Below are 23,022 nucleotides of genomic sequence, written 5' to 3'. Positions count from 1 at the left end.
CTCATGGGATGCGACCGGGCGGCGTCGTTGTCAACGGAGGTCAGCCGTTCAAGCGTGCTCGCAGAGCGTCGCGCTGTTCCTTCACCTCGGAGGGAACGTGGTCACCGAGCTTCTCCAGCCATTCATCAATTCCCGGAAGCTCTGCCTTCCACTCATCCGCGTTGACGGCTAGGGCAGCCGCGGTGTCCTGGGGATCGGCGTCAAGTCCGGTCAGGTCGAGATCCTCGACATCGGGCACGATACCGACGGCCGTTTCCCGGCCACCGGCAGTGCCCTGAAGACGCTCGACGATCCACTTGACCACGCGCGAGTTCTCGCCGAATCCAGGCCAGGCGAAACCGCCATCCGGGGTGCGGCGGAACCAGTTCACGTAGAAGATCTTCGGCATATTCTCTTCGCCGTACTTCTCCGCGAGGCTCACCCAGTGCTTCAGGTAGTCGCCAGCGTTGTAGCCGATGAATGGCAACATTGCCATCGGATCGCGACGCACGACGCCGACCTGGCCCTTCGCCGCTGCGGTCGTTTCCGAGGACAACGTCGCGCCCTGGAAAACGCCATGGTTCCAGTCGAAGGACTGCGACACGAGCGGCACGGTGGTCTTGCGACGTCCACCGAAAACGATCGCGGACAACGGCACGCCTTCGGGGTCGCTGTACTCGGGAGCGACGATGTCGCACTGCTCGATCGGGGTGCAGAATCGCGAGTTCGGGTGCGCGGCAGGACGACCTGACTCGGGAGTCCAGTCTTGCCCCTTCCAGTCCGTCAAGTGCTCGGGGACCTCGTCGGTCATGCCTTCCCACCAGACGCCGCCGTCATCAGTCAGGGCAACGTTGGTGAAGATCGTATTACCCTTCGCGACGCCGCGCATCGCATTGGGGTTGGTCGACCAGCCGGTCCCCGGGGCCACACCGAACAGGCCGGCCTCCGGATTGATAACCCGAGGCTTGCCTTGATCATCGAAGCTGATCCAGGAAATGTCGTCGCCGACCATCTCTGCTTTCCAGCCTTCAATGCTGGGCTCGATCATCGCAAAGTTGGTCTTGCCGCACGCGGACGGGAATGCCGCGCTGATGTAATGAGTCTCCCCTTTGGGATCGGTGACCTTGAGGATTAGCATGTGCTCGGCAAGCCACCCCTCATCATGCGCGATGGCCGAGGCAATGCGCAGGGCATAGCACTTCTTTCCGAGAAGTGCGTTGCCGCCGTAACCGGAACCGAAGGACCAAATGGCTCGTTCTTCTGGGAACTGGACGATGTACTTATCCGGGTTGCAGGGCCACGCGACATCCTCCTGGCCCTCTTCCAGTGGCGCACCCACGGAGTGGAGGGCTTCTACGAAGAAAGCCTCAGTGTCTTCCATCTTGCGCAACACATCTTGACCGATGGTCGCCATAATGCGCATCGAGCACACGACGTAGGCGGAGTCTGAAAGCTCCACCCCGAATTTCGGGTCCTTGGCATCAAGGTGGCCCATGACGAAAGGGATCACGTAGAGCGTGCGACCGCGCATGCAACCACGGTATTTCTCGGTCAGGGTCCCTTTCATCTCTTCCGGGTCCACCCAGTTATTCGTGGGCCCTGCGCCCTCGCGGGTTTTGGAGCAGATGAAAGTGCGTTCCTCGACGCGCGCAACATCCTCGGGATCGGAGAATGCGGCGAATGAGTTCGGGAACTTGTCTTCATTGAGCCGCACGAACGTGCCCGCGTCCACGAGTTCACTCGTGAGACGGTCCCATTCTTCCTGTGAACCATCCACCCAATGGATGGCATCCGGTTCAGTCAACTCGGCAACTTCACGAACCCAGTCCAGCAAAGGCTGGTACTTGGTGGGGGCGTTCTTCAGGGCCTCTTCCACGGCTGGCTTCAGCTTGTCGCTGTTTCCGACGACGATGTCAGTCATTAATTGTTCCCCTCAACAGGTTGCGGCCCTCTCAGGCCATCACTCACGACATTGTGTGGGGGGTGCTCGATATCCATATGGACTGTTGCTCGCTGCGCGCACAACAGGATCCAGCTCCATCCCTTGTGACATGACCACAGTAGCGTAAACCGAACATGCTGTTCCACGATCTCAATGGGGCACAGATCACAGGAGCTCGAGTTGGCGTTTCAGATACCCGCATGTAAGCTAGTACTCGGCCTTGAAACGGGAAGCCGTTCAGTGGCCGGGCGCCTGTAGCTCAACGGATAGAGCATCTGACTACGGATCAGAAGGTTGGGGGTTCGAATCCCTTCGGGCGCACATTAAAGGAAGCCCCGTCATCGGAAGATGACGGGGCTTCTCCCGTTAAGAGCCACTCGATCAAGGTCCCCGCTCCCATTGCCTGCTGTTTCACAATGACGAGCCGAATGGGGCGTGCTCGGCCGGCTTGCAGTTCACGATCGCGATCTGGCTGATGACGACGATCGAATCTGCGATCTGCCGGTCCACACGGACACCCCCCCCCGAATCGACCCGGAGGAGCTGACTGCGCGAGCCAGCCGAGCGGAACGGACGTCCGGCCCGCGGCATGCCCGCCCGAGGAATTCCTCGGGCGGGCCGAAATCGCGATGGGACTTCGACGGTGCGGGAGAACTGCACCCTGGACCGATACCCACGGTCCGGAGCGACTCAGGACCGGGTGGTGACCCGCGCCATTCAGCCGGGCAGCCCCGTCGTCGTCCGACCGATCGAGGCGTATACGAATCCCGCCTCGGCCACGCGCTCCGGGTCGTACAGGTTGCGGCCGTCCACGATGACCCGGCCACGCATTGCCCGGGAGAGCGAGGCGGTATCGAACACCCGGAATTCCTCCCACTCGGTGCAGATCACCAACGCATCCGCACCCTCGACGGAATCCTCCTTCGTCTCCGCGTAGATCACTCGACCCTCGTCTTGGCCCACGGCGGCCCGGAACGAGTCCGCGGCGACGGGATCATAGACACGCACCGTGGATCCGACGGCCAGCAAAGATCGGACGACGTCGAGCGAAGGAGCCTCCCGCACGTCGTCCGTCTTGGGCTTGAAGCTCAAACCCCACACCGCCACGATCTTGCCCTCCAGAGAAGGAACCAGCGAGGAGAGTTTCTGGAACAAGAGCGTCTTCTGTTCCGCGTTGACGTCTTCGACGGCCTTCAGCATGCGCGGCGTACGTCCCGCGTCGCGAGCCACGTGCGCTAGGGCCGCGATGTCCTTAGGGAAACAGGATCCGCCATACCCGGCGCCCGCGTAGAGAAACGGCTGGCCGATACGGGAGTCCGAGCCGACCCCCAGGCGCACCTTTTCGATGTCAGCGCCCGTTGCTTCGGCAATGCCCGCGATCTCGTTCATCAGACTGATCTTGGCGGCCAGCATTGCATTCGCCGCGTACTTGGTGAGCTCGGCGGAGGCGACGTCCATGGCGATGATCTTCTCGCGCTGACGGTTGAAGGGTTCGTAGATCTCCCGGAGAACCGTCGCGTCGCGATCGTTCGCGGTGCCGATGACGACACGCTCACCGTGCTTGAAGTCCGCGATCGCCGTCCCCTCCTTGAGGAACTCCGGGTTGGAGGCCACACCCACGCGCGGGCTCTCCCCCTCGGGATACCGCTGGTTCAGCTCGCGCCGAATGGCCTCACCGACCCGAGCGGCCGTGCCTACGGGCACCGTGGACTTGTTGATGACCAGCATGTCGCGGTTTGCACGCCGACCGATTTCCTGGGCCACGGCGTCGACGGCGCGCAGGTCCGCCGAACCATCAGTGGCCTGGGGTGTACCCACCGCGATGAATACGGCCTCTACGCCGTCCAGGGCTTCACCGGCGTCGGTGGTGAAGTGCAACCGGTCATTTTCCAGATTCCTGGCGAGGAGGCGGTCGAGGCCCGGCTCGAAGATCGGGGATTCGCCGCCCTGCAGGCGGCGTACGCGGGCGGCGTCGACGTCGACGCATGTCACCTCGTGCCCACCATCCGCCAAACACGCACTTGTGACCAGTCCCACGTAACCGGAACCGAACACCGCAATCTGCATCGATGCATTCCTTTCTTCTGTTTTCGGTGGGGCCGGAGACCCACGGGGATTCGAAGCAGCATGGCCCCCGCCCACACTCGTACCCCGGATGATTTCCGTAGGCTACTCCCCGGTACACTAGGATAACTCCCGCCTCATGCGGCCTCCGCACGCGCAAAGGGAACGGCCGCAGTTCGGAAAACTAAGATCCCTGCCCAACGGGAGAACTCACGTCCTGGTCGGGATCTGCCCCGTGTCATTCGGCTGAACATCAGCCAGAGGCAACACCGATTCGAGTCAAAAGGCTTAGGACTTCAGCCCATAGCCGCAGAAGAGCGTGGAGCATCGACCGAATCCGGTCAGTCCGAATCGGGAGCATGGCCCGATCGAATCCACGAACGGGGACCGGCCAGATTAGTTCGGTCAAATCGCCAGATCGAGCGGGAGATCCGAGATGTCGCGGAGTCGCCGGCCTTGAACCATCGTGTGAAGGAGCTCGGCGCCGGCCGGGTCGGTCTCGGGGTCGATCGCATCCAACAATTCGTGCAGCGCGAAGTGGTAGACGCAGTCCAGGTCCCCCGTGCCGAGGGCCACCGAGGCGATGCGTGAAGGCATCGGCTCCCCCGTGACCAGCACCAGGTGGGGGATACGGCCCCGACGGTTCCGGATGAGGTGACGGGCTTCGGCCTTTATCTGTTCGGCACGGTCACTGCGGAGCGTCCACTTGCAGGAGACCACGGCGTGCAAAAGCAGTTTGGACTGGACGGCGGACCGCAAGGGACTCGAGGAGGCCAGCGGTCCCATCGGATCCACCAGTCGAGCCGAACCGTTGAGCTCCGAATCCGAGACGGGGTGACGTGCGATGACGACATCGGGGGCCATGATCTCGGCGTCGTGACCCATGAGAGCCCGGAGGTCGCGACGCCCGAGGATGGACTCGCGCATTCCGGGCAAGTGGTCGTACTGCTCGAAGATTTCGGAAGCGTCCTCTATACCGGTCCACTCCTCGCGGTCCCCGAGGCGTCGCACGACCCAGTCGCCCGGCCTCACGGCGTCGAGCGCCTGCGTGACCGACTTGAGATACGCGGCCACGGCCCGCTCGAAATTCCGGCTGACGCCTTTGCCGGGTGCGCGCGAGATCTCGGGCACGCCACCGATGCCGTCGGCCACGAAGCGTGCGTACCGGATGCTCGAAGGGGAGTCCTTGTCCGCGTTGGAAGGAACACCGCTCGCCGGGTTCAGGACCAGCACGCGCTCGTCCAGCAGCACCCGGTGGAAAACCCGACGAGCACGATCCAGAAGGTACTCGGGCTTGGACCGGTGGAAGGCGGCGACCTCAGCTCGGGTCATCTCCGCCTTCGCCTCGTCCAGATTCGGCGGCCCGGCAGTGGCGGCGATGCTCGCGGAGGTCGAGGCCGGGCCTGCCGGCGCTTCTGCACCCTCCGCTCCCGAGGCGCTGACGTGGTCCCCTGTGGTCCGTCGATTCGCTTCTTCGACGACCTTCCGGGCGGTTTTTCCGCCCGCCACACCGGATGCACCAGGCTGAGTCCGCATGCCGCCCGAGCGACGGCCCGCCTTCCCGGATTCCTCGAATTCGGTCAGGTCGAGGGAGAACAGGAACTGTTCTTCCGGTTCGTCGTGCGGATGCTTGGGACTCATGCGACCTCCTGAAGATCGGATCAGCCGCCAGGTTACTGGAGAAGTCGCGTACTCGGGTCGCGCTATGTTTCCGGTCACTCCTTGTGAAGAGTCGTTTACGCCGACACCGGAGCCCCACCTAGACTGTTTCGAAAGAGATTTTCGATCCAACCTGGAGAGCAATGAGCATCAATATCACCGTGGTCGATGAGTCCGGAGAGGCTCAGGAAGTGGAGTGGAAGGACAACCAGACACTCCTCGAATGCCTGCACAAGAACCAGTATCCGGTTCTGGCCACGTGCGGCGGAAACGCATCGTGCGCAACCTGCCATACCTTCATGGACCCCGAACACTTCGAAGCCGGCGGCGACGAACGCACGGAAGCGGAAGAAGACCTGCTCGAGATGATCGACGACGTCGCGAACGACTACTCGCGGCTGGCATGCCAGACCGAATACAAGGACGAGCTCGACGGCGCAACGGTGACTCTCAAGCCCGGGATGTAGCCTAGGTGGCTCTTGCGGCGTCATCTTGTCGAACGCCACATTCGGTGGAAGCGGTGGAACCGCTCTGTTAATACGCATAATCTAATGCCATGGCTCATGACACCACTCGACGCTTTCGAACGTCGCTCACGGGGGTAGCCTTCGCGGCATTGCTCCTCGGAGCTAGCGCGTGTTCTTCTGGCGACTCCCAAGGGCAGCACGAATCCGCGTCGTCTTCCGATTCCGCATCATCGTCGACGTCAAGCCCCGCCCCGTCGCCCTCCGCAACCTCTGCCAAATCCAACCCTGAGCCCGGCTCCTCGACGCCCGCACCCACGCCGACCGTCACCGAGCAGTCTCCGACACAAGAGCCTTCGGGCACCTCGTCCCAGGCACCGTCGGAAGCTCAGCCGAGCGAGCCCACGCCGACGGAGCAGACCCCCTCGTCAGAGGCTTCTTCCCAGAGCCCCACGAATCCACCGGGCGCGAAAAGTGCTTCTTGCGCTGACGGTGCACTCAAGGTCGCCGTCGAGGCTTCCGGCGGCGCGGCCGGATCCACAAATTACACAGTGACGTTCACCAATTCCGGATCGGACGCATGCAAGATGTCCGGATATCCCAGCGTAAACTTCGTCGACGGTTCCGGACAGACGATCGGTGCCGCGGCGATGCAGGCCACGGAACTTCCCGGCAACGGGGCAACCCTGAATCCCGGAGACTCGACCTCGGCTGCCCTGCGCAGCACTCAGGCGGATCTCTACGGGCAGACATGCGAGAAAACCAATGCTTCCGGCCTGCGCATCACCGCACCGGGAAGCGAACAAGTATTAGATGTCAGCTTCCCGATGTCGGCGTGCGCCAATGGTTCGGTTCAGCAACTGTCCGTGAGCAAGGTCGGCGTCCAGAGCTGAGCGGAGATTCCGCTAGAGGGTCGTCGTGGATTCCTCGTAGGAGTACCGCGGGGAACGATCATATGAAGGGTCGACACCCTTACCAATATTCACGACCACAAGCGAGCTCAGGTCCATTCCGGCGAGCAGGTCCTCGTCCACGCCGGCGGTGTCGAACCCTGTCATCGGGCCCGCTGCGAGGCCCAAGGCCCGTACGGCCATGACGAAGTAGCCCACCTGGATGAATGCGTTGTCGCGCCCGGTAGTCTCTGCGAGCTCCGGATTGTCCAGGTACATCTGACCCATCTGCGGACGAGCCGGCAGGAAGTGCTCGAATTTGTGGTGCCAATTCTTGTCGACGGCCAAGATCGCGACCAACGGGGCAGCCTCGGTCTTCGGCTGATTGCCGGGCATCATGTGCGAGACCAAACGTTCCCGCCCTGCCCCGCGCTCAACCCACACCACGTGAAGAGGCTGGGAGTTGAAAGCCGTGGGGCCCATCTTCGCCAGCTCGTAAATGGCGCGCTTCTGGTCCTCGGTGACCTCGATGTCCTCGAACTCGCTGACAGTGCGAGAGTTGAAGAGCAGGTGAAGATCCTCGTCGGTCAACTGCGACTGGGTAATGGTGTCGATCATGCGTATTCCTTCGTCTCGGAGCGGCACCGGACGAGTGCCGTTGCTTTACGTGTAAACGGACTCCTTCAAATGCTTATTCCTTGAGAAGCGCGTCCAGCGGCAAGTGTGATGCAACTCGCTAAAGCCTCGCCCTCGGGCGACGAGCCACCACTGCGTACACCACGAAAGTCACGACGAAGGCCGTCAGGGTTGCGCCAAGGGGAATCGAGACCACATATGCGAACCACCACGAGGTCAATGCGCCCACGGTCCATGCCAAGAGCGCAGGCAGGCCGAAGGCCGGCATAGCCGCACCTTCTGCGTAGTGAGCCTTGTTCTTCAGGTAATAATCGCAGATCATAATCGCGAAGACGGGGACGAAAAACGCCCCGATAACCAGCAGAAAATCGGTGAAATAGGACAACAGGGCAATTTGGGTGGCTCCCAGAATAGAGATCCCGCCGACCACCGCGACGGTTCTCCCGTACCGCTTACCCGCCGCCGGGAAGAGACTCGAAACGGAAGTGACCATCCCATAGACAACCATGGTGTTGGTTGCCATGACAGAAAGAAACACTGTGGCAGCGATGGGCCATCCGAAGCTGTTGACGAGCGGTTGCGGGTTGAAGTCCACCACCGAGCCGCCCTGATCAAGAATCGCCATGGTAGCCGTGGCTCCCATCGCCATCGCGAGGATCGTCGACGCCGTGTATCCCAAGAACGTGCCCGACATGGTCCCTCGCTGGGATCGACCGTACCGGTTCAGGTCCGCGGAGAGAACCGTCCACGAAATCGCCGTGGCGAAGACGGCATCGAAGGCCAACGACGGTGTATACGCTCCTTCCGCGGGGGGACTCGCGAGATACTGCGAAGCCTGACCCTCCCCCAGACACTGCCAGAATATCCAAGCCATGCACGCAAGAATGACCAAGGCCAACCACGGCTCGATGCGGGAGATTCCGGCATGTCCGAAGACGGCCAGGATCACGACCAACAGTTCGGAAGCCACAGAGAAAAGGACTGGGTTCGACCATCCCGTAGCGCTGGAGACCAACGTGTTGACGGTGACGCCCGCCAACATCGCTTGAACCCAACTCCATCCCATGAGCACCAGAATGTTGGCGACCTTGGGAACGACGCTCCCGGCCCGGCCGAAGGGAGCCTCCGTCAGTTCCATGGTCCCTCGTCGTGTACGAGTACCGATGTTGCCGACCAGAATCAGCACGATACCGCCCAGCAGAGTCCCGGCGACGATCAGCACGAGCGAGGTTCCGTAGGCCAGGGACGGTACGAAGAGTGTTCCCGTCAACATTGTGGTGACCACGAGGTTGGCCGCAAGCCAAGTGCCACCGCTGCGAAGAAAACCAGGTCGATCCTCGCTCTGAGTTTTCACTCCAACCTTCACCTGATCTCCTGTGACATATCAATGAGAGAAACACACTGCACGGTGGTCCAGGGTACCTGGAGCGAGGGAAGGCAGGACACGGCACAATGGGAGGTATGCCCTCGGCAATCGAACGTTTCAGTCCCGCAACCCGCGAGTGGTTCACCGGCGCATTCCAGCGCCCGACTTCGGCACAAGACGGTGCCTGGGATGCGATTGCCCAAGGTCGGCATGCGCTCGTTGTGGCTCCCACCGGATCCGGCAAAACCCTCGCCGCGTTCCTGTGGGCTCTCGATCGTCTCCTCCATACCGACACCGGTGCGGATTCCACCGATGAGTCAGCCCCCAGTCCGACGGGGCCTCACGGCCCACCCGAATTCCCCGGCCGACGAGCCGCGGAACGGAGGAAGAAAGCCACCAATCACACCAAGGTTCTCTACATCTCGCCACTCAAAGCCCTCGGCGTCGATGTGGAACGGAACCTGCGCTCTCCTTTGGTCGGCATCTCCCAAACCGCGAGATTCCACGGCACGGAACCACGCGAACTCTCCGTTGGGGTCCGCTCGGGTGACACCCCGGCTCGTGAGAGGCGGAGCCTGGTCACGGACCCTCCGGACATCCTGATCACCACGCCGGAGTCGCTCTACCTGATGCTGACGTCCAAGGCGAGGTCGACTTTGTCCCAGGTGGACACCGTGATCGTGGACGAGGTCCACGCCGTTGCCGGCACCAAGCGAGGTGCCCACCTGTCAGTTTCTTTGGAACGACTGGACCAGATACTCCCCCAACCGGCACAGCGGATCGGGCTCTCCGCGACGGTCGAGCCCGTGGACACTGTCGCTCGTTTCCTCGGCGGCACCGCACCCGTGACCGTCGTCCGTCCCGAGACAGAGAAGAACTGGGAACTTACGGTTTCCGTCCCGGTACCGGACATGTCCAATCTGACGACCCCGGTCCCCCGCACCGACCTGCCCGAACAGCGCTCCGGGGTCAGCGCCGGCTCGGCATCTTCGGGTACTGCGACCCTGGAGGACGCCCTCGGCCTGGACCTGAAGTCCCCTCTGACGCAGGACTCCAAGCACCATGAGCACGCGCCTGCATCGTCGTATCCACTCCCCCAGGAAACACCGCACACCGTGGTCGCCTCGATCTGGCCGCACGTTGAAGAACGAATTGTCGACTTGGTGGAAGCGAACCGCTCGACCATTGTCTTCGCCAATTCACGAGGGTTGGCGGAAAGGCTCACCTCGCGACTCAACGAGGTACACGCATTTCGCGAGGAACAACGTGGCAACGTTGCACCGACCGCGAATGATGCTGGTTTCTCCCCCATCGAGGACCCACAAGACGATGTTCCGGGAAGCCTTGCGGGCGGAGTCGAAATTCCATATGCCCCTCCGGCTCTTAACCACCTGAATTCCGGCACAGCTGCCTCCGAATTGGCCCGCGCACACCACGGGTCCGTATCCAAGGACCAACGGGCTCTGATCGAGGACGCCCTGAAGTCAGGCCGCCTCCGTTGCGTTGTCGCGACGAGTTCCCTCGAGCTTGGCATCGACATGGGCGCGGTCGACCTGGTCATTCAGGTTGAGTCTCCACCGAGTGTGGCCAGCGGACTGCAGCGGGTTGGGCGCGCAGGCCACCAAGTCGGCGAGACCTCACGCGCGGTGATGTATCCCAAACACCGAGGTGATCTGCTCTCGTCGGCCGTCACCGTTGAACGCATGCGGTCCGGGGCCATCGAGACACTGCACATTCCGGCCAACCCTCTGGACGTGTTGGCGCAGCAGACCGTTGCGGCGTGCGCGTTAGGGCCCATCGACGTGGAGGCATGGTTCGAAGCGGTCCGGCACACCGCGCCCTTCGCGGCTCTTCCACGATCCGCCTTCGATGCCGTCCTCGACCTGTTGGCCGGAAAATACCCGTCCGATGAGTTCGCGGAGCTCCGCCCACGGTTGGTCTGGGATCGAGACGCAGGAACCCTCGAGCCGCGTCCGGGCGCCCAACGCGTCGCCGTCACCTCAGGAGGCACGATCCCGGACCGTGGCCTGTACCCGGTCTACATCGTTGGCTCCGACGAGCAGGACCGGGGCCCCAAACGCGTGGGCGAACTCGACGAAGAAATGGTCTACGAATCTCGGTCCGGGGACGTCATAGCCCTCGGTGCGACCAGTTGGCGCATCGAGGAAATCACCCACGACCGGGTCAACGTGACTCCGGCCCCCGGTCAGGTCGGCAAATTGCCGTTCTGGCACGGCGACGGGCCAGGGCGACCCGTAGATCTAGGGGAAGCTACCGGAAAATTCACGCGTGAAGTGGCGACGTCTCTTGCCGAAGGCGATGAGGGCGTCGAAACAGTTCGAGAACGCCTGACGTCTGCTGGGCTGGACGAATGGGCCGTCGACAATCTGTGTGCCTACGTGGACGAACAGCGGGTCGCGACCGGCCAGGTTCCGAGCGAGAAAACCATGGTCGTCGAACGTTTCCGTGACGAACTGGGCGACTGGCGGGTCATCCTGCATTCCCCTTACGGCATGCCGGTCCATGCCCCCTGGGCGCTCGCCGTCGGAGCCCGGATCGACGAGCTCTACGGTTTGGACGGTTCCGCGATGGCATCCGATGACGGCATCGTTCTGCGCATCCCCGCGATGGAAGAGGACCCTCCCGGTGCGGACTTGTTCATGTTCGAACCGGAGGAGATCGAGGCGATCGTGACCGAGCAGGTCGGATCATCGGCATTATTCGCCTCGCGCTTCCGCGAATGCTCAGCGCGCGCTTTGTTGCTTCCGCGCCGTGACCCTGGCAAGAGGACACCGCTGTGGCAACAGAGGCAACGATCGGCCCAATTGCTCGACGTCGCCCGCAAGCACCCGAACTTCCCGATCATCCTGGAAACTGTGCGCGAGTGCCTCCAGGACGTCTACGATCTTCCGGCTCTGCGTCGAATTCACGAGAGCATCGAGTCCAAGCGCATTACCGTCCGAGAACTCGAGACCCCGGAACCCTCGCCCTTCGCCAAGACTCTGCTCTTCGGCTACGTCGGACAATTCCTGTACAACACGGATGCGCCGCTCGCCGAGCGCAAGGCCGCCGCGTTGTCCCTCGACCCGACGTTGCTCTCCGAATTGCTGGGCCGGGACGAGTTGCGCGAGCTCCTGGATCCCGAGGTGATTCGGGAGACCGAAACACAGCTTCAGCGGCTGGCCGAAGGCCGGCAGATGCATGGACCCGAGGGCCTTGCGGACCTGCTCCGGATACTCGGGCCTCTCACCGTGGAGGAGGCGGCCGCGCGCCTCGAAGACGGGGAGGACACCGAAGTTTTCGCTCAAGAATTGTTCCGAGCGAATCGTGCGTACAGGACCCGCGTCGCCGGAGCCGATAAGATCGCCGCAGTAGAAGACGCCGCCCGCTTGCGCGATGGTCTCGGCACACCTCTGCCGATGGGAATTCCTCACGCTTTCATTGAGCCCGTCGCGGATCCACTGGGTGACTTGGTCTCCCGCTTCGCACGAACCCATGGCCCGTTCACCACCTCCCAGGCTGCGCAGTCGCTCGGGCTCGGCCCCGCGGTGATCGAGACGACTCTGACGCGGCTGTCCACCGACCGGCGCGTCGCACAAGGCCGTTTCCTGCCGCCGGAGATGGCGAACGAGCGGGCAGGCGGCGAGCAAGCGGTCGAATGGTGCGACGCAAGTGTGCTCCGTACGATTCGCCGGCGTTCTCTGGCCAAATTGCGCTCGCAGATCGAGCCAGTGGATGCGGCGACATACGCTCGTTTTCTGCCGGCGTGGCAACACGTGCGAGCCGAAGGGGCCAGCGACGATCCGCGCGTGGACGATTCGGACGGCCTTCTGAGCGTCATCGACCAGCTTGCCGGCTTCCCGGTCCCGGCCTCCGCGTTGGAGACCCTCGTGTTGCCTGCCCGCATTCGCGGTTACCAGTCCCAGATGCTCGACGAGGCGATGTCCCGTGGTGACGTGTTGTGGACGGGCTCGGGCACGATTCCAGGCCAGGACGGATGGGTCAGCTTGCACTTGGCCGAGTCCGCGGATCTCACCGTTCCGGCGGAGCCCCCTACCCGGCTCGAAGACCTGAGCGAGGACGCGCGCAAGGTCTTCGATGCCATGGGGGACGGCGCCGATTTCGCCCCGAGAATTGCGATGCGCGCCGGGATGACCGTCGGTACGGCAGGCGATGCGCTGTGGGAACTCGCCTGGGCCGGATTGGTCACCAACGACACCGCGGGGCCCCTTCGCGCGTTCTTGGACGGAGGGAAGTCCGCACATTCGAGGCCCAAGGCACCGGGACGGTCCAGATCTCGTGGACGACGCGGAGCAGGCCGCATCACCTCGGCCAGGTTGGGAAGCCGGACTCACGCCGATCCGTCGCGTATTGGGCTTGGACTCGCAACAGGAGAATCCGCGGAGTCTGCCGCAAGTATGTCCGGGTTGAGCCCCCAACGGGAACGCGAGTTGAGCGGTCGGTGGTCGCGGGTCAGCTCATTCCTCGATGAGGAGCCGCTGGACACGACGGTCCGTGCGGTCGCCATGGCGCAACTGATGCTCGACCGGTACGGCATTCTGACCCGTGGGGCAGTGGCCCAAGAAGAGACGCCAGGTGGTTTCGCCGCCGTGTACCAGATACTGACCGCCCAAGAAGACCAAGGCGAAGCCCGGCGCGGATACTTCATCGAGGGTCTCGGCGGTGCTCAATTCGCCGCACCTTCCACCGTGGATCTTCTGCGGTCCTCGACGATCGACGAGCAGCTCGAGGGCTCAACCTCTGAGCCGAGGGCCCCGGAAGTGGTGGCGCTGGCGGCCAGCGATCCGGCCAATGCCTATGGCGCGGCATTGGCATGGCCCGAGGCGGTTCCCGCGCCACGGCTTCTCGGCCGTGAAGCGACTGCTGACGAGGATTCTCGTCTTGCCCGCCCGGGCAGGAAGGCCGGTTCCCTGATCGTTCTGGTAGACGGCAGGCCGGTCTTGTACGTCGAGCGCGGAGGAAAAACCATGCTTGCATTCTCTGCCGATCCCACGGACATGGAGCTTGCCGGTCCCGCGGTGGCTTCCGCTGTGCGAGTCGGGGCGGTGGACAAACTCATTGTCGAGAAGATCAATGGGGTGTCAATCCTCGAGCGGGGAACCACCGGCGATGGCGGCGAGCGCGCTCCGATCGCTATTCTCAGGGACGGGCTGGTTTCCGCGGGTTTCTATACGACGCCCCGCGGGATCCGGATGCGAAAGTGACAACGTGGCAATTTTGCACGGGCCGGGGCCGAGTTGCCCGTTGGGTGGCGACTGAGCGCAATATTCACACGGAATACCGCACAATGTTGTCACATCACTGCGCGACGTCGTCTTGGCTTGCGCGGAAAATCCGGGCTGCGGCGGCGTACCAGTCGAGGACGTCTTCATTTTCCGCACTAGACCGGTTCAATGTGTCGGCGTCCGCCCCCTGGAAAAGCTTTTTCACCGGAATCTCCATCAGTTTCCCGGTGCGCGTCCTGGGGACCGCTGGGGCTTCGATGAACTCATCGGGCACGTAGCGCGGAGAGACCCGAGTCCGAATGGCGTCCACGATGCTCGCTTTGAGCTCATCCGTGAGTTTCTTTCCCGGTTGAGGCACCACGAACAAGGGCATGTAGTAGTCCCCACCGGCCAGTTCCGCGCCGATGACCATCGACGCCTCGACGCCGTCGACCTGATCCACGACGTCGGTAATGTCCGCGGAGCCCATCCGGATGCCGCCGCGATTAATCGTCGAATCGGACCGGCCGTGGATGATCATTCGTCCGTCCGGCATCTGCGTGGTCCAGTCCCCCTGCCTCCAGGTTCCAGGGAAAAGATCAAAGTAGGCGTCACGGTATCGAGTACCGTCGGCGTCGTTCCAGAAACAGATCGGCATACTGGGCATCGGCAGTGTGATCACGAGTTCTCCCACCTCGTTCCACACCCTTTCACCTCCCGAGTTCCAGGCTTCTGCCGCGATGCCGAGGTACGGGCCCATGATTTCACCGCGATACACGTCCATATACGGATTACTGCCGACGAAAGCGCTGGTCACATCGGTTCCGCCGGAGTCGGACCCCAGCCTGACGTCGTCGCTGACGGCCTCGTACACCCAGTCCCATGTGGGGTCGGGAAGCGGCGAGCCGGTGACAAGGATTCCGTTGAGGGCCGAAAAGTCGTATTTCGTGTTGGGGTAGACGCCCGCCCGATGCGCCATGCTCAGCACGCCTGCGCCGGTTCCGAAGAAAGTGACCCTGTTACGTGCCACGAGTTCCAAAGACTTGTCCGGCCCCTCGAAAGTGGGAGAGCCGTCATAGACCAGAATCGCACTTCCGACCAGGAGGTTTCCCATGTGCAGGTTCCACATCATCCACGTCGTTGCGACCGCAATGTAGACGATGTCCCCGGGACCGACGCCTGCGTGCAGCCCCAGTGCCTTCATGAATTCGAGGGTCACGCCACCGTGTGAGTGCACCATCCCTTTGGGTTTGCCCGTGGTGCCGGAGGAGTACAGGATCCACAGGGGATGGTCGAAGGGGACCTGTTCATAATGGGGCTCGGCCGACGCCGTGATGATCTCGGAGTAGCGGAGCACGTCCTGGGGCACGGCGCCCACGTCCGTTGGGGAACTTTGGTCGACGACGATGACGTGTTCGACCGTCGGCAAGAGCTGACGCAGTGGCTCGATCGTGCCCGTCGTGTCCCGCATCGTGCCGTTATAGTCGTAGCCATCCACGGTGAACAGGATCTTAGGTTCGATCTGCGCAAAACGGTCCGCCACGCCTTGGGGACCGAAATCCGTATTGACGACCGACCAGATCGCGCCGACTGAGGCGGTAGCCATCAGCGCCACCACGGTCTCGGGAATATTGGGGAGCACCGCTGCCACGCGATCCCCGGGTTCAACACCGAGATCGCGAAGTCTCTGCGCAACCGATGCCACCTGTGCCTCGAAGTCTCTCCAGGTGAGCTCGGTGCGCGGGGCGGACTCGTGTTCGCCAACGATCGCGACGTCGTCCGGTCGGCTCTTCGCTGCGCGCAACGAATTCTCGGCGTAGTTGAGTTTGGCTCCTGGGAACCATTGGGCACCAGGCATCTCGCGAGTCGTCAAGACTCGGTCCGATTGCTCCGAGGAGACCACGCCGAAGTATTCCCAGATATCGGACCAAAAGTCCTCGAGATGCTCGGTCGACCACTTATGGAGTGCCTGGTAATGGGGCAGGTCAACCCCGTGCTTCCGTTCAGCCCACCGAGCGAAGGCGTACATCCGGGACCGTTCTATCGATTCCTGGGATGGGCTCCAGAGGCGTGTGCGGGTTTTGAGAGGTTCGGGCTGCTGGCCTCCAGGTTCGATGGGCATCGTGCCTTCTCCTTAGTTGGACTTTCGGTCGTGCCGGTACCTGCGCTCAACGTGCAGTGACACGGCAGAGTTCCGGTACGTTCGAGCCGTCGGATCGCCCTACCAGAGGCTCGCGGCATCAACCACGGTGTGCAGGTCATCACTTCAAGACTAGCCCTGGAGCATCGCGACCGGAGGAAGCGTTCATTGTGCGGGCAAAACATCCCTCTGACTTCCTCCGATCAATCGCCAGACCTTCAGTACCCAGTTTCAAATATTGAGAATCCGCCCCAAAGCGGCTATCTGCAGAGTACGCTCAGACATCACTATTACCGGCCTTACTTTCCGTTAAGGAGCCATCATGGCCTCTGGACTTTTCCGCACCAAGTCCGTTGAGCAGAGCATCCGGGACACCGAAGAGCCCGAGCATCAGCTCAAGAAAAATCTCGGTTCGCTTGATCTTGTCGTGTTCGGCGTCGGCGTCTGCATCGGTGCGGGCATCTTCGTTCTGACCGGACACGCCGCGGCCACCAACGCCGGCCCCGCTATAGTTCTCTCATTCCTCATCGCGGGCGTTGCCTGCGGTTTGGCGGCCATGTGTTACGCCGAACTCGCCTCGACCGTCCCGGTTGCGGGATCCGCCTATACCTTCACCTACGCCACGCTGGGTGAATTGGCCGCATGGATCATCGGCTGGGACCTGATCCTCGAATTCACCGTCGGTGCGGCGGCCTTGGCCACATCGTTCAGCCAGTATCTCGGCGTTCTCCTGGCCGATACTCCCTTCGCAATTCCGGACGCGATCGCTTCCGTGGAAACAGGATGGATCAACCTACCGGCATTCCTGCTGGTTGCGGCCCTGACCGTCGTCCTGATCACCGGGGTCAAACTCTCCAGCCGGTTGAATCAGGTAGTCACCGGTATCAAACTGCTCGTCGTTCTGGCGGTCATCATCGTCGGTATCTTTTTCGTCAAAGTCTCCAACTGGGTTCCTTTCATTCCTCCGGCTCAGGGAGCCAGTGGATCCGAGGGTAGCGCTCTGACGCTGCCCCTCGTCCAGACGGTCTTCGGCATCGCCCCCAGCGTCTTCGGAATCGGAGGCGTGTTCGCGGCCGCGGCCATGGTGTTCTTCGCGTTCATCGGCTTCGACATCGTCGCCACCACCGCCGAGGAGACCCGTAATCCTCAGAAGAACCTCCCGGTTGGCATCTTCGGTTCATTGGCTATCGTGACCGTCCTCTATGCCGGAGTCTCGCTAGTCATCACCGGAATGCAGAACTACAAAGACATCGATCCGGACGACGGCGCCCCGCTCGCGACCGCATTCACCCACAGCGGTCTTCCAATCATGGGAAACATCATTGCCGTGGGCGCCTGCATCGGTTTGATCGTGGTGACCATGATCTTGTTCTTGGGCCAAACCCGCGTTGGCTTCTCGATGTCGCGGGATAATCTCCTGCCAAAGGCCTTGGGAAAGACTCACCCGAAATTCAAGACTCCGTACCGGTTCACGATCCTTGCCGGTCTCGCCATTGCGCTGCTCGCCGCTTTTGTTCCGCTGTCCAAGCTCGCGGATCTCGTCAACATCGGCACGCTTTCGGCCTTTGTTCTGGTTTCGGTGGGCGTGATCATTTTGCGGAAAAATCGGCCTGATCTGAAACGCTCGTTCAAGGTTCCTTTTGTGCCGGTTCTGCCGATCATCTCCGCCCTCGTGTGCTTCTACCTCATGATGAACCTGCCCCTGGAAACCTGGATCCGCTTCGTCGTCTGGCTTGCCATCGGGATCGTGGTGTACTTCGCGTATTCCCGTCACCACAGCCGGCTCCGTCACGAGGCACCGCCCGAGCCGGCGTCGAGCGACTCCTCGACGCCGGTCTCCTGACTAGGTCTCCACGCCCCCTGACGACGGCGCGCGATCGGTCCGGCCGGTTGCGCGCCGTCGCCCTTCTATCGGTCCACGAGATACCGTGGTTTCATGACTACCTCCGATTCACAACCCGTACGCATCGCGCTCCTCCAGACCGAAGGCTCACCGGGCGACGTCGAGGCGAATCTGCAGGAACTCCGCGAGGCAGCAGAACATGCAGCCCAAGCCGGCGCAGCTTTGCTCCTCACTCCCGAAATGTTCGTGACCGGATACAACATCGGCAGTCAGCTGTCGGCCCTGACCGCTCTCCCCTTGACCGAGTCCGTCGCGGAGGTCGCCCGGGAAACGGGCGTCGCGATTGCCGCCGGCTTGCCCCTCACCACGGACGAGGGCATCGTCAACAGCGTCGCGATCTTCGACCGCCAAGGTCAGCAAATGGCCCGATACGACAAGACTCACCTGTTCGGCGAGCTCGACCGCTCGATGTTCAGTGCGGGTTCAGTTCCCTCTCCCATCATTGATTTCGAGGGCCTCAAGCTCGGAATGCTGATCTGCTACGACGTCGAGTTCCCGGAAAGTGTGCGTTCCCTCGCTCTGCAAGGGGCCGACGTCGTCCTGGTCCCGACCGCGCAGATGGCACCGTATGCATTCATCGCGGAACGCACGATCCCCTCCCGTGCGTGGGAATCCCAGATCTACGTTGCCTACGCAAACCATGTGGGCACCGAAGGGGACCTCACCTACGTGGGTCGAAGCAGCGTGACCGCTCCTGACGGCGAAATCCTGACGATGGCGGGCGAAGAACCGGAACTTCTTTTCGCGGAGCTCGACCCGAAACGCGTCCGGGCCTCCCGGGAGGAGAACCCCTACCTGAACGACCGGCGCCCCGACCTCTACACGACTTGATCCGGCGAGCACCGGATCCCGCCGACTACAGAAAACTGGCTCATGTCCCGTCGACCGAGACCATCTTGTCCCGTTCCTGCCCGCAATGGTGTTTCACCTACCCGCGTCAGACTTCCGGGCGACGGTGAATTCCCGACGATCTCCGCATTCCTCACCGCACGCTTCCCGCCGCACGATCCGAAGGTGACGGATGAGATCTTCGCACGGGGCGACGTCTTGGACCCTGAGGGAAAGCCGTTGGACGTCCGCGCGGCCTTCCGGCCAGGTAGTCACGTGTGGGTCTTCCGACCGCTGCCCGATGAACCGGAATTGCCTTCGGACCTGCCGGTTCTCTACGAGGACGAATACATACTCGCCGTCGACAAGCCTCATTCCCTGCCCGTGACTCCGCGCGGTTCATTCGTCCGACAGACCGCGGTCACGAAATTGCGGGTCGAAACGGACAATGAATTGCTCTCCCCGGTCCACCGGCTCGACCGGTTGACGGCCGGAGTCCTTCTCTTCGCAAAGACCCGTGAGGCGCGTGGTCCGCTCCAGGCGTTGTTCGAACTCCAACGGGTTTCCAAAACGTACGAGCTCATCGCTCCGCTGACTCCACTGACTCCCGACGCCGGTCCACCGGATCTCCCGGTCTATCCGGCTGAACCACGGGTCATGCGCTCCCGCATCGTCAAGGACGCCTCTTCTCTCCAAGCACGCGAGGTTCCCGGTGCCCCGAATGCCCTCACCGGCGTCGTGCTTCTGAAGGAAATCGAGGAAACGGGCTGGGGACTGTACGGCGCCAATCCGCTGTCCGGGAAAACGCACCAGATACGCGTTCATATGAACTCGTTGGGCAGACCGATCTACGGCGACCCTCTGTACCCGCGCGTCCATGAGGACGAGCTGAGGCAGCCCATCGGGAACCTTCGGTTGCTCGCCCGCGAAGTGCTCCTCAAGAACCCGTTCACTCAGGAGTACCTTCGCATCCGCTCAGACCGTACGCTGGATGTCAGTACGATCGCTGATTCCCACTGAATCGAAACCACTATCGACCGGGAGAGACCATGAGCTACGAGAACAGCCCGACCACGCAGAATTCGAGCAACGAACGCCGTCGAGCAACCACGGCATCCCATAATCAGGTCCTCACTGCAACGCAAAAAGACCGAATCGAGCGTGCAAAGCGGGCCGAACGTGCCTCATATTCCGTCAACCGTTTGTTCGTGCACCGTCTCATGGGGGTTCCCGGAACCCTGATCGGGGAACCTTCCTTGCCTCCGGCCAAGGGATTCACGAAAAGGGTGACCGATTGGAACTATTGGTGGCAGGCCCAACTTCTGGACGCCTTCGTCGATTCCGGCGAGCGCGCATTCCACAATGGTCAGAAGACCGAGGCCAAACGTGTGATCGACCAATGCCACCGGCTGCTCCGTGGCATTCGGATCCACAATTTTGGCACGTACGTCAATTCGTACTACGACGACATGGCGTGGCTCGTCCTCGCCGCTCACCGTCTCAATACCTTGTCACGCGAGGTACTGGGGGCCGGATCGGAGCCGGCACAGGAGGTGGGCCGGATTCTCTATCCGCAGCTCCGTCAGGCAGTCACGGAGGATCTCGGCGGCGGGGCCTTCTGGTCCAAGACGGAAGACTTCAAGAACCTCCCGGCATCCGGCCCCATCGCGATCGCTCTGGCCCGGGCAGGGGACCACAAAGCGGCTGCACAGTTGATCGGATGGTTCCGGGAAAACCTGTGGTCTTCGGACAAGGGCTACCTGGACGGGATCAAGCGCGTGCTCCAGAGGGACGGCTCATACGAACGCGTCGTCGAAGAAGCCGCTTTCCCCTACAACCAAGGGCTCGCGATCGGCGCCCATTTGGAGGTTTCGGGCGGAGACGTACGGCATGTGGAGGACATTGTGCGCATCGTCCTCGATCGTTTCACCGCGACGCACGAAGCAGAAAACACTCAATTCCGTATCCTCGATACACGCGGGACAGGCGACGGCGGCCTGTTCGCCGGTATTTTGGCCCGGTACCTTGCCGACGCCGCTGAAGACGCCCGGATAGATCCCAAGGTTCGGCACGCTGTCCGCGAGGTCATCATTGCGACGGCCGAACTCCTCTGGGCCGGGCGCCGCGAATACGACCCCGACCTCCCGCTCAACGAGCCCGGCGTGGACGTGAATGAAATTCGCGGTGATTCCGTGGTCCTCTTCTCCCCCGATGCTTCCCGGCACAGCTCCGAGACACTCGGTGCCGGGGCGAAGGTGGAACTCAGCTCCCAGATCCAGGCATGGACCATTCTCGAAGCCGCGTACCGCTTGGCCTGATACGTCACCTCGCGGTCGTCGAGTTGCCGATGACGCACCGATTCCCACCCCAAACCGGTGCCTCATGGGCGACTAGGCGGCCGGTGATCAGCCAGGAGCTCCGATCACAGTTCAGCGGGTAGCCGAACCCCGCCTTGAAAACCCCTGATGACTAGGCAGCACGCCATTCGGTGAGATAGAACCGAAACATGAGCAGAGTACGCACCCCGGACCCCACGCCCGGCTGGCTTTCGGATGAAGAGCTTGCACAGGCCCGCCAACAATTGCCGATGGTGTACGTCCAGGCAATCCCTGTGACCCTGGATCCCTTGGGATGTGTCAGCGAGATCGGTCTGCTTTTGCGCCCTAACGACGAGGGAAATATGATCAGATCCTTCGTTTCGGGGAGGGTTCACTATCGGGAGACGGTGCGAGCGGCATTGCTCCGCCACCTCGAAAAGGACCTCGGACAATTGGCCATGCCGCAGTTGCCTCCGTCGCTGAACCCCTTCACTATTGCCGAATACTTCCCACATCCTTCCCAGTCAGGGCTGACAGACGACAGGCAGCACGCCGTCGCCCTGTGCTACGTGATACCCGTCAACGGCGATTGCGAGCCCCGCCAGGATGCCCTGCAACTTTCCTGGCTCACACCGGAAGAAGTCCTTCGGGACGAAGTCCAAGAAGAGTTCGAGGGCGGAAGCGGGGACCTCGTCAGACGTGCCCTGGCCTACGCCGGATGGGGACGCTGCTGATGCAGGACACCAGTCGAAAAACGATCGTCATCACTGGGGCTTCCGACGGTATCGGTGCCTCTGCCGCGCGGCGGCTCAGCCATGACGGTCACGAGGTGATCGTTGTCGGGCGTTCGGGGGAGAAGACTCGCGCAGTAGCCGAAGAGATCGGTGCCCGATACTTTCTCGCGGATTTCTCCGATCTGGCACAGGTTCACTCGTTGGCTTCGGACATCGCGGAGTCGACGGACCGCATCGATGTCTTGGCCAACAATGCGGGCGGGATCTTCGGCAAAGGACGCTGGGTCACCACTGACGGGCATGAGATGACCTTCCAGGTCAATTACCTGGCGCAGTTCTACCTCACACAGTTGCTCATGGGTCGGCTCCTGGCTTCGAAAGCGACCGTCGTCAACACTTCGTCGTTCGCGCATAGGATCATGGCCCGCTTTTCCCTCGAAGATTTGGATTCCGAAAAACGCTACGATCCCCGTATCGCGTACGGAAACGCCAAACTCGCGGATTTGTTGCATGCGCAGGAACTGTCGCGGCGCTACAACCACCTCGGGCTGGCATCGGCGTCCTTCCACCCGGGCGTGATCAGCAGCAACTTTTCCAGGGATTCGTCCGGCGCGGGAGTTGGTGCCCTGTATCAGGGGCCCATGCAAAAGCTCCTCGCCGGCCCGGAGCAGGGTTCCGATACTCTCGTGTGGCTGGCCGAAGCGGTTCCGGGCGAAGAATTCGGTTCGGGCGGTTATTTCGCCAAACGCAAGCCCGCGACCATGGCACGCACTGCCCAGGACCCGCTCATGGGCCACAAGCTGTGGCAGGCTTCCGAACGCATGATCTCGGACCTTCCCGGCCTGGAATCGTGATTCACTCGGACCATCTAGGA

At 62.2% G+C, this 23,022-nt stretch carries 15 protein-coding genes and 1 tRNA gene; 10 read left to right on the top strand and 6 right to left on the bottom strand.

Annotated features, from left to right (window positions below; genetic code table 11):
* Positions 1 to 40: 40 nt before the first annotated feature.
* The gene (locus EWR20_RS09965) at positions 41 to 1,900 is read right to left on the bottom strand and encodes a phosphoenolpyruvate carboxykinase (GTP) (RefSeq protein WP_129360499.1); all 1,860 of its coding nucleotides are present in this window, start codon (positions 1,898 to 1,900) and stop codon (positions 41 to 43) included.
* A 269-nt stretch (positions 1,901 to 2,169) separates the two neighbouring features.
* Here EWR20_RS09965 and EWR20_RS09960 point away from each other — a divergent pair.
* Positions 2,170 to 2,242: transfer RNA gene (locus EWR20_RS09960), tRNA-Arg, on the top strand.
* Between the two features lie 396 nt (positions 2,243 to 2,638).
* Here EWR20_RS09960 and EWR20_RS09955 read toward each other — a convergent pair.
* Entirely contained in the window at positions 2,639 to 3,988 is a 1,350-nt protein-coding gene (locus tag EWR20_RS09955) for a UDP-glucose dehydrogenase family protein (RefSeq protein WP_129360498.1), read from the bottom strand.
* Between the two features lie 402 nt (positions 3,989 to 4,390).
* Entirely contained in the window at positions 4,391 to 5,626 is a 1,236-nt protein-coding gene (locus EWR20_RS09950) for an NgoMIV family type II restriction endonuclease (protein ID WP_129360497.1), read from the bottom strand.
* A gap of 161 nt (positions 5,627 to 5,787) precedes the next feature.
* Between EWR20_RS09950 and EWR20_RS09945 the strand changes: the two genes are divergently transcribed.
* Positions 5,788 to 6,111, top strand: coding sequence for a 2Fe-2S iron-sulfur cluster-binding protein (locus EWR20_RS09945; protein WP_129360496.1), 324 nt, complete (start codon positions 5,788 to 5,790; stop codon positions 6,109 to 6,111).
* 89 nt (positions 6,112 to 6,200) lie between these two features.
* Positions 6,201 to 7,001, top strand: coding sequence for a DUF4232 domain-containing protein (locus EWR20_RS09940; protein WP_129360495.1), 801 nt, complete (start codon positions 6,201 to 6,203; stop codon positions 6,999 to 7,001).
* A 12-nt stretch (positions 7,002 to 7,013) separates the two neighbouring features.
* Here the strand turns inward: EWR20_RS09940 and EWR20_RS09935 are convergent, their stop codons facing one another.
* Both EWR20_RS09935 and EWR20_RS09930 read right to left on the bottom strand, forming a co-directional pair.
* Positions 7,014 to 7,616, bottom strand: coding sequence for a malonic semialdehyde reductase (locus EWR20_RS09935; protein WP_129360494.1), 603 nt, complete (start codon positions 7,614 to 7,616; stop codon positions 7,014 to 7,016).
* 118 nt (positions 7,617 to 7,734) lie between these two features.
* A complete protein-coding gene (locus EWR20_RS09930; RefSeq protein WP_129360493.1) occupies positions 7,735 to 8,988 on the bottom strand; it encodes a purine-cytosine permease family protein in 1,254 nt (417 codons plus the stop codon).
* Positions 8,989 to 9,095: 107 nt separating this feature from the next.
* Between EWR20_RS09930 and EWR20_RS09925 the strand changes: the two genes are divergently transcribed.
* Complete coding sequence (locus tag EWR20_RS09925) at positions 9,096 to 14,225, top strand: Lhr family helicase (protein ID WP_129360492.1); 5,130 nt, start codon at positions 9,096 to 9,098, stop codon at positions 14,223 to 14,225.
* A 94-nt stretch (positions 14,226 to 14,319) separates the two neighbouring features.
* Here the strand turns inward: EWR20_RS09925 and EWR20_RS09920 are convergent, their stop codons facing one another.
* Positions 14,320 to 16,347, bottom strand: a complete 2,028-nt coding sequence (locus EWR20_RS09920; RefSeq protein ID WP_129360491.1) for an acetoacetate--CoA ligase — start codon at positions 16,345 to 16,347, stop codon at positions 14,320 to 14,322.
* 340 nt (positions 16,348 to 16,687) lie between these two features.
* On the opposite strand from EWR20_RS09920, the gene EWR20_RS09915 reads away from it, so the two are divergent.
* The 6 genes from EWR20_RS09915 (at position 16,688) to EWR20_RS09890 (ending at position 23,002) form a co-directional block, all read left to right on the top strand.
* Positions 16,688 to 18,208, top strand: a complete 1,521-nt coding sequence (locus EWR20_RS09915) for an amino acid permease (protein WP_129360490.1) — start codon at positions 16,688 to 16,690, stop codon at positions 18,206 to 18,208.
* Between the two features lie 93 nt (positions 18,209 to 18,301).
* Positions 18,302 to 19,099, top strand: a complete 798-nt coding sequence (locus tag EWR20_RS09910; protein ID WP_129360489.1) for a carbon-nitrogen hydrolase family protein — start codon at positions 18,302 to 18,304, stop codon at positions 19,097 to 19,099.
* 183 nt (positions 19,100 to 19,282) lie between these two features.
* Entirely contained in the window at positions 19,283 to 20,116 is an 834-nt protein-coding gene (locus EWR20_RS09905) for a pseudouridine synthase (protein ID WP_238147690.1), read from the top strand.
* Positions 20,117 to 20,145: 29 nt separating this feature from the next.
* Entirely contained in the window at positions 20,146 to 21,414 is a 1,269-nt protein-coding gene (locus tag EWR20_RS09900) for a glycoside hydrolase family 76 protein (RefSeq protein ID WP_129360487.1), read from the top strand.
* Between the two features lie 188 nt (positions 21,415 to 21,602).
* The gene (locus tag EWR20_RS09895) at positions 21,603 to 22,148 is read left to right on the top strand and encodes an NUDIX hydrolase family protein (RefSeq protein ID WP_129360486.1); all 546 of its coding nucleotides are present in this window, start codon (positions 21,603 to 21,605) and stop codon (positions 22,146 to 22,148) included.
* Positions 22,148 to 23,002 (top strand): SDR family NAD(P)-dependent oxidoreductase, encoded by an 855-nt coding sequence (locus EWR20_RS09890; protein WP_129360485.1) that lies wholly within the window; start codon positions 22,148 to 22,150, stop codon positions 23,000 to 23,002. Before EWR20_RS09895 ends, EWR20_RS09890 begins: the two co-directional genes overlap by 1 nt.
* Positions 23,003 to 23,022: the final 20 nt, after the last annotated feature.

It is taken from the genome of Rothia uropygioeca, from assembly GCF_004136585.1.
GTDB lineage: Bacteria > Actinomycetota > Actinomycetes > Actinomycetales > Micrococcaceae > Rothia.
Note: the sequence above shows the minus strand (reverse complement) of the source record. Positions and strands in the feature narration are given on the sequence as shown.